The following is a 6,898-nucleotide window of genomic DNA, read 5'->3' on the forward strand; positions in this document are numbered from 1 at the left end:
CTAGCTTTGGTTCGCGGAGTCCAAGAAGGACCCCGCATGTTGGAGTTAATTCAGCTTCTTCTCATTCTTTGAATGCACCGGCAACATCTTGTGCTGTTTGCTTCATGATTTCATCAACACCTGAAGGATCATCCATAAATCGGGCAAACATCGACAAGCCAACTTCAGCTACTGGAGGTGGAGTTGCTAAATCATAGTTGAATGCAAAAGCATCTGAGTTTTTAACAGTCTCAAAAGCTTTCAACATTACAGAATTGTAATTTGATGCATCAACATTGACATTCGCTGACAGGGCACCTTGAGCTTTGCTCCAGGCGGCTTGCACCCCAGTATCAGAAACCATAAACTTCAGAAATTCCTCTGCTCCCCTCGGGTTAGTAGTATTTGCTCCAATTACTAAACCATCTACAGGACCCACCGATGCTGAAGGAACCCCAGCCATGATGCTTGGGAATGGGAAGAAGTCATAATCTGCTCCTGGGACTAGGCCAAGGCCATTCCAGTAACCCGTAATCCATGTCCCCATCAAAGTCATCGCCGCATCACCTCTTGCAACCTGGTCTGAGGCATCAGTCCATGTGTTTGCGTTCGCATTTTCCACGAAATACCCTGCATCAACCAACGCCTTCCACATCCCCATAGCCAGTTTAACTTGGGGATCATCATAGGATGCTTTCCCAGCCATCAATTGAGTTCGATAGTCTGGGCCTGCACTGCGTAATAACAGGTAATCAAACCAAAACTGAGCTGGCCACCGATTCTTTGAGCCTAAGGCAATCGGAGTGATTCCTTTCGACTGCAACTCTTTACAAAGAGCAAGAAATCCATTCCAGTCGGTAGGCATTTTGGTAATTCCTGCATCTGCCATCACCTTGGTGTTATAAAACATTCCTGAGTAATGGTAGTTAAATGGTACCAGAAACCTTTTGCCATTGTACATAGTTGCACTGTCTGCCACCGTTTTGGCAACAATCTTATCCAATCCAGCTTCATTCCACATTTGGTCAATGGGCCTTAGGCTATCAGAATCCGCAATAAACTGAACTCTTGCACCTGCCCAGTAACTGAAGACATCAGGAAGGCTGCTTCCAGATGCTCGAACCAGAATATCTGTTTTGAAATCTTCGTGACCAACAGGGCTGTTTTTCATTTTATAGCTTGTTGCGGCCTCGAACTTTTCCATTTGCTCACCGAAAGCCTTCAGCCCTAACTCGCCAGTAAAGTAGTGACTAATTGTTACTTCACTTTGTGCTAGGGCTGGTGTGGTCAAGCAAATGAAGGGTAGTGCGAATAAAGTTCCCAGAAGTGTACGGCGATTGATGTATTTCATGAGATCTCCTCCTGAGTTAAAGTTGTCTTCTGTCAAACAAAAACAGTACACGCCGCTTATCTAAGCAGGGAGTTTTTGTGCTGTCAATTAAATTATTGTTCTGGGCAACAAATGTGTGTGAAAATAATGAAAGTTTATAAAAGTTTCGAAAAAATTGCCCTATATTAAACAATTTGTACAACACTATCAAACCTTTTTGTAATTAGAGCTTGGTCTTCTTTGTTGTTTGATAGATATAGCTGTTCAGAAGAGTAAACGGAATTAATGGCAAAACTTACAAAATTTGATCAGGCATAGATGACTGTGAGGTTATTACAATCCTTGACAAGAGGACTCAAAGCCCTCGATATTCTAAGAGAAGCTGATGCACCGCTTAGAATGACGCATATTGCTGAGCTACTGGATGTTGATAAATCAAACGCTTCTCACATCTTAAAGACATTGGTGGCAGCAGGATATGCATCACAAAATTCATCACGCCGCTATTCAGCTGTTTCACAGAAAACATGCTCTACAAATCAGCATTCTCTCACTGAAGTGATTGCGTGTAAGGAACGTTGTCGTCCTGCACTGGAAGAAATCGTTCAGACAACAGGAGAATGTGCTCATCTTGCGGTCTTGGTTGAAGACCGAGTGTGGTATGTAGATAAGGTTGACTCTCTGCGACCATTAAAAGTAGACCACCCGATAGGTTCTCTATCACCGCTGCACTGTACCGCACTTGGAAAGGCTTTTCTGGCCTTTGGAAATGCCCAAATTCCAAATGAACTAAAGATTTATACTCAGAAAACAATCATCAATTTACCTCATATACATCAAGAACTTTTGCAAACTCGCAAGGTTGGTTTCGCAATTGATAATGAGGAATTTTCAGAAGGAATTCGATGTGCTGCATATCCATTATTTGATGGTCGAGGAGGTATGATCGCAGCTATTGGAATTTCAGGGCCTTCCGTACGTATCCAGCATGAGCACCTTAAAACATTTGGGGCAATCCTTAAGAATGTGGCGAATAAACTTAATTTTTCAGAGGTAACATGACCAGGCAGGCAATTCGCGTGGGCATTATCGGCACAGGTCGAATCTCTGACCTACATGCTATCGAGTACATACAAAACCCCTTCAGTCAGATCACAGCGCTCTGCGATCAAGATCTCGACCTTGCAAAAGCTCGAGCAGAAAAGTGGGGATGTCCGGATGCAGTTGTTACAAATAATTATGAAGACTTATTGGCGCGAGATGACGTGGACTTGGTTGAATTGCTGCTGCCTCATAATTTGCACTTGCCGATTGCTCTAAAGGCGATCGAAGCGAAGAAAATCGTTTCACTACAAAAGCCAATGTGCATCAATCTAGATGAAGCAGATCAATTGGTAGCTGCCGCTAAAGTGAGTTCACAGCCTTTTAAAGTCTTTGAAAACTTTATCTTTCATCCACCAGTGATGAAGGCCAAAGCTTTGATAGATGAGGGAGCGATTGGTGAACCACTGTCGATCCGGATTAAGTCAAACTCTGGCAAGGGAAAAACAGCGTGGGAGATACCAAGCAGTGCTGATGCATGGCGACAAGATAAAGAGACCTCTGGAGGTGGTCCGCTAGTTTTTGATGATGGGCATCACAAATTTGCACTGGCCTGGTACTTCATGGGGAATCCAAAAGAAGTGCACTCTTACATTCATCATACACAACGGAAAGACGGTGGTTTTTTGGATGCCCCATCATTGATTTCATTTCGTTTCCAGAATGGGAAAATTGGCAATTTGGAGGTGGTCTATTCTCCTGAACTTGAAATTTCTGGCTACTACTATGCGCAGGATGACCGTTTGGAAATAACAGGCACACATGGGATCATTTGGATCAACGGAGGGCATGGTCGAATCGGTGAAACTCCTCCACTAGTGCTCTACTCCAGGGACAATATCACTGAATATCGGGATATCGCTATGGGGTGGGAGCAGAGTTTTATTCAGTCAACTCGCCATTTTCTCAATGTGCTAAAAGATGGAGGAGAGCCCATTTTGACTGCCAGGCAGGGAAGACAGGTATTAAAATTTGCCTTGGCAGCAGAAGAATCAGCCCAAAAAGGGCAATCCATTAGATTGCAGGAGGATCTGTCATGAACTCATCACAAGGTTTCCCAGAAACCCAATTAAAAAGAGCACAGTGGTTTAAAAGCCATGGTGGAGTGAATGCAGTTGTTGAGGCAGGAATATTATCAAATACAGTTTCCTTAGGCCTGACTGAGGTACTGGTGCTAGGGCTGATCAGGCAAGGAGTTACGAAATTTCTAATGATCTTGGGACATGGTTCTACTGAATTTGGAGAAACACTTCGAGTTTATGAATCTGCAGGTTTGGTGAACGGGTTTCAGTTTCGAAATGAAGTTGAAATGGCCCACACCGCCACAGCATTACGTTGGGTGTATGATGAACCATGTGCCGTTGTTACTTCTATTGGACCAGGAGCTCTGCAAGCCATGGCAGCATCTATAGTTTCTTCATCGAATGGCATTGGAGTCTATCACATTTACGGTGATGAAACTACCTATGGCGAGGGATACAACATGCAGCAGATACCGAAACGTGAACAAGGCATGTTCGGGCAAATCACAGCTGTTATGGGATCATCATACACTCTCCACACTCCTCAGGCCTTTCGTGATGCACTTCGAAGAGGTGCCACAAGAGTTTTTCATCCTTCAAAGGCAGGACCCTTCTTTTTGAATCTACCCATCAATACACAGCCTGAAATGGTTACCTTACGATTAGATAGCTTGCCAGAGCGTCCTCGGCAATTGGCACCTTACCTCCTCAACGATACCTTGATCAAAAATGCAGCAGCATTGATTTCCCAAACTTCTCAGGTAGCAATCAAGGCGGGAGGAGGTTCTCGCAAAGCTTCAGAGGCATTGCTCTGTTTTGCAGAAACATCTGGGGCCGTAGTCGTTTTAAGCCCTGGCTCTACAGGGGTTTTACCAGATGATCATCCACAAAACATGCATGTCGGCGGGTCAAAGGGTACCATCAGTGGTAATTATGCCATGCAGGAAGCTGAGCTAGTTATTTTTGTCGGTAGCCGAGGAGTTTGTCAAAGTGACTGTTCTGGTATGGGTTGGCCTAAAGCAAAATATGTGATCAACATCAATACAGATTTTAACGATGCGCTTCACTACAACAATACCCTAGCATTGCAAGGAGATGCAGCTACAGTTCTTAAGCAACTGACTCAATGCTTAGACAAACAGAAAAATACAAGTGAATGGTTGTCAAAGTGCTTAGCTAAAAAACAAGAATGGCAAGCATTCAAGAAAGATCGATTTGATGCAGCAACTATTAAAGATGACATTTGGAAAATTCCTCTGCTAACTCAGCCTCAGGTAATTAAAATTGCTGATGACTTTGCACGACTTCATGGAGCTATAAAGTTTTTTGATGCAGGTGACGTTCAAGCAAATGGATTCCAAATTGTGGAAGATAATTCTCCTGAAGAAACGTTCACTGATTCAGGATCATCCTACATGGGCTTCGCTGTTTCTGCATTGCTTTCCCAAGCCCTAGCAAATGAAGGCCGTTACGGTATCGCCTTGACAGGAGATGGTTCCTTTATGATGAACCCACAAATTTTGATTGATGGCATTCAGCATGGTGTACATGGAACTATTTTGTTACTCGATAATCGTCGAATGGCAGCGATCAGCCAATTGCAAGAAGCCCAATACGGTTGTGCTTATCGAACAAATGATTTGGTAGAAGTGGACTATGTGAAGATGGCTCAATCCATAAAAGGCATTCGAGCGTTTTGGGGAGGTACTGATCTTGAGGATTTGAAAAAGGTGTTAGTTGAAGCCTGTGCTCACCAAGGCCTCAGCCTGATTCAGGTACCAGTTTACCATGGGCCTAACCCACTTGGAAGTATGGGAGCACATGGAAGCTGGAACGTTGGAAACTGGTGTGAGGAAGTCCAGCAGAAGTATATTGAAACAATGATTTAAATTATCTTGAAAGTAGTTTTATGGCTAGGGTTTGAACAGAGAATGGTATTTAAACTAAAATTTCAAAAAAATGATCTTCACTAATTACCCTGAGACACCAATGTACGAAAATTTTGGGCTTTTAATCGGTGGAAGATGGCAATCAGCTAGCGATCGAGAAATATCTGTTGTGAGTCCTGCTACAGAGCAACAGATAGGGACTATTCCAGCAGCTACAAGAGACGATATTGAAAGAACTTTAGTCACCTGTCAGCAAGCAGGTTTAGAATGGAGAAAAACTTCTGCTTGGTCACGTGCAGCTATTTTGCGTCGCACAGCTGATCTAATCAGATCTCGTGTCGATGAAATTGCAAAATTAATGAGTACTGAAACAGGTAAACCTCTTGTTGAAGCGAAAGCAGAGGCAGGAGCCAGTGCAGATCAGTTTGAGTGGTATAGTGAGGAGGGTAAACGAGCATATGGCAAAATCATTCCAGCTAGGTTGCCAGATGAACGCCTTTCAGTCGTCTACCAGCCAGTGGGTCCCTGCCTAGCACTGTCAGCGTGGAATTTTCCGTTGTTGTTACCAGCTCGTAAAATTGCTGCTGCACTTGCTGCTGGTTGTCCGGTCATCTCACGTCCTGCCTCAGAAGCACCTGGGTCTTGTTTTGCTCTCGGTCAAGCTTTAATTGATTCAGGTTTGCCTGCAGGAGTCTTTTCAATTCTTACTGGTGATCCCAATCCAATGGTAGGAGATTTGATTTCTTCACCGATTATCAGAAAGGTCTCGCTGACAGGTTCAGTAACTGTTGGAAGAGAAATCCTACGCCAGTGTGCTGAGGGCATAAAGAAAGTCACAATGGAACTGGGTGGCCATGCCCCAGTCATTGTTTATCCGGATTTTGACCCTATTGCTGCTGCAAAAAAATTGGCTACTTCAAAATTCCGCAATTGTGGTCAGGTCTGTATTTCACCCTCAAGGTTCTATGTTCACCATTCCATTATCGAACCTTTTGCCAAAGCTTTTGTTGAGGTTGCTAAAAATCTGAAAACCGGCAGTGGTCTCGATGAAGAGGTTACAACTGGACCAATGATTCGAGAAAGATCCCTAAAAAATGCACTCTCACTCATTTCTGATGCACAAGCAAAAGGAGCAGAGTTGATCCTTGGTGGGAACCGAGATGCAAACCATAAAACTGGATATTTTTTGGAACCAACAGTGCTAGTTAATGTCCCCACAGAAGCTAGAATCATGATCGAGGAACCTTTTGCTCCTGTGGCTCCCATAACAAGTTTTGATCGATTTGAGGAGGTAATCAAATTAGCCAATTCAACCCCTTTTGGTCTGGCTTCTTACATTTTCACACATGACTCTGCATTAGCTGAGCAGACTGCTCAGGCTTTAGAATCAGGAATGGTAGGAATCAACGAAACATTGCTGGCCACTGCAGAAGCACCTTTCGGTGGTATAAAAGAAAGTGGCTTTGGTCGGGAGGGTGGAAGCCTGGGAATTTTTGACTATATGGTTCCAAAGTATATTAGACACCACTTGGCCAAAGGATCTGTGGATGTCTGAAATTTCAAAGGGACTCGCTAAC

General features: G+C 43.8%; 5 protein-coding genes. 4 read left to right on the forward strand and 1 reads right to left on the reverse strand.

What is annotated here, in order from left to right:
• Positions 1–61: 61 nt before the first annotated feature.
• A complete protein-coding gene (locus P8O70_18525) occupies positions 62–1,330 on the reverse strand; it encodes an extracellular solute-binding protein (protein ID MDG2198835.1) in 1,269 nt (422 codons plus the stop codon).
• A 297-nt stretch (positions 1,331–1,627) separates the two neighbouring features.
• Between P8O70_18525 and P8O70_18530 the strand changes: the two genes are divergently transcribed.
• From P8O70_18530 to P8O70_18545, 4 genes are all read left to right on the forward strand, one after another.
• The gene (locus P8O70_18530; GenBank protein MDG2198836.1) at positions 1,628–2,371 is read left to right on the forward strand and encodes an IclR family transcriptional regulator; all 744 of its coding nucleotides are present in this window, start codon (positions 1,628–1,630) and stop codon (positions 2,369–2,371) included.
• A complete protein-coding gene (locus P8O70_18535; GenBank protein ID MDG2198837.1) occupies positions 2,368–3,450 on the forward strand; it encodes a Gfo/Idh/MocA family oxidoreductase in 1,083 nt (360 codons plus the stop codon). Before P8O70_18530 ends, P8O70_18535 begins: the two co-directional genes overlap by 4 nt.
• Positions 3,447–5,321: a thiamine pyrophosphate-dependent enzyme gene (locus tag P8O70_18540; protein ID MDG2198838.1), complete on the forward strand. Its 1,875-nt coding sequence runs from the start codon at positions 3,447–3,449 to the stop codon at positions 5,319–5,321. Before P8O70_18535 ends, P8O70_18540 begins: the two co-directional genes overlap by 4 nt.
• A gap of 100 nt (positions 5,322–5,421) precedes the next feature.
• The gene (locus P8O70_18545) at positions 5,422–6,876 is read left to right on the forward strand and encodes an NAD-dependent succinate-semialdehyde dehydrogenase (GenBank protein ID MDG2198839.1); all 1,455 of its coding nucleotides are present in this window, start codon (positions 5,422–5,424) and stop codon (positions 6,874–6,876) included.
• The last annotated feature ends 22 nt before the right edge of the window (positions 6,877–6,898 follow it).

The organism is SAR324 cluster bacterium, assembly GCA_029245725.1.
GTDB lineage: Bacteria > SAR324 > SAR324 > SAR324 > NAC60-12 > JCVI-SCAAA005.